Genomic DNA, 626 nt, shown 5'->3' with positions numbered 1-626 from the left:
AAGGTCTCGGCGCTCGTCTACGTCTCTGCATTCGCGCCCGACGTGGGACAATCTCTGGCGATCTTAGCCAAGAGCGGTCCGGCAACCGAAGGCGCAGCGGCGATTCATCCCGACGAAAAGGGCAACCTCTACATCGATCCCAAAGTGTTTCCTTCGGCAGTCGCGGCTGACCTTCCTCCGGAGATCGCCGAATCCTTGGCAAACCATCAGCTCCCGTTGAACCACACAGCGTTCGAGGCTCCGGTCGATACGGCAGCCTGGCACGACAAGCCAACGTTCTATGTGATCAGCACGAAGGACAAGGTCATCGCACCCGAGGTTCAGAAGATGTTCGCCGTCAGGATGAAGGCCCAGACGACGGAGGTCGACGGCAGCCATGCCTCCCTGGTCGTCCACGCGAAGGAAGTCGCCGCGGTGATTGAAAAGGCCGCGCTCGTGAAGTGACGATTGGGCTCCCGGCGCCTTCGTGCCGGGAGCCCAACGCTCGCTCTGACGAATAAGGACGCCTGGGCCAGCCTCGCGATCCAAGAAATGAAAGAGACTCCAATGATCAGTGGCAACACATGCACGGAAAAGCTAACTGTCGAGCACGTCACTATTCGATCAAGCAACACCTTCGCGGTGGT

General features: G+C 59.3%; 1 protein-coding gene. It reads left to right on the top strand.

Annotated elements, in window-relative coordinates; genetic code table 11:
- A partial coding sequence (locus QQL24_RS36395; protein WP_284317215.1) for an alpha/beta hydrolase occupies positions 1–444 on the top strand: 444 nt, incomplete at its 5' end.
- Positions 445–626 lie beyond the last annotated feature (182 nt).

Source organism: Labrys miyagiensis (assembly GCF_030160835.1).
GTDB classification, from domain to species: domain Bacteria; phylum Pseudomonadota; class Alphaproteobacteria; order Rhizobiales; family Labraceae; genus Labrys; species Labrys miyagiensis.
Note: the sequence above shows the minus strand (reverse complement) of the source record. Positions and strands in the feature narration are given on the sequence as shown.